The following is a 687-nucleotide window of genomic DNA, read 5'->3' as shown; positions in this document are numbered from 1 at the left end:
CTGGAATTGGCTCCTGAAACTCATGGCGCGGTTCGGGAAGTCGGGCGCTGGCGGCTGGGCCGGTGGGTGCGGTGGCTCCTAGGATGGAGGCATGATTCCTACGGTTGAGCAGGCCCATGAACTGCACAGGCAATATGCGCCTTCGACGGCGGCGTATGAGCTGATCCATACGCACTGCGTGATCATCGCGACGATCGGCAGGGAGCTGGCCCGGCGGGCCCACGCGCGCTACCGGGCGGCTCAGGTGCGGGGCGCGGCCGAACGCGATGGGGCCGACGGCGGACAGGGCAGCGGCGCATCCAGTTGGCAAAGCGGGGATTCGATGGACTCGGCCGTGCCCCAGCGCGAGCTGGACGTGGACCTGGTCTACCTGGGCGGACTCCTGCACGACATCGGTACGTACCGGATCCTGGCCTCCGATGGGGCGGAAGGGCGGCCCCTGGCCTTCGACGACCGATACATCCGTCACGGCATCGCCGGCTACGAGCTGCTCAAGGCCGAGGGTGTGGACGAGCCGATTGCCCAATTCGCCCGCAACCATACGGGAGTAGGGCTCACGCGTCAGCAAGTGGTGGCCGAACATCTGAACCTGCCGGTGGATGACTACGTGCCTCAGAGCCTGGAGCAGGAGCTGGTCATGTATGCGGACAACTACCATTCCAAGCACCAGCCGCCCATCTTCGTCTC

Annotated in this window: 1 protein-coding gene; it reads left to right on the top strand. The window is 65.9% G+C overall.

The features are described 5' to 3' along the window. Positions 1 to 91 precede the first annotated feature (91 nt). Positions 92 to 687, top strand: a 596-nt coding sequence (locus CRD60_RS08250) for an HD domain-containing protein (protein ID WP_113860792.1), incomplete at its 3' end; no start/stop codon positions are given.

This window comes from Bifidobacterium aemilianum, assembly GCF_003315635.1.
GTDB classification, from domain to species: domain Bacteria; phylum Actinomycetota; class Actinomycetes; order Actinomycetales; family Bifidobacteriaceae; genus Bifidobacterium; species Bifidobacterium aemilianum.
This window is presented reverse-complemented; position numbering and strand designations above follow the sequence as displayed.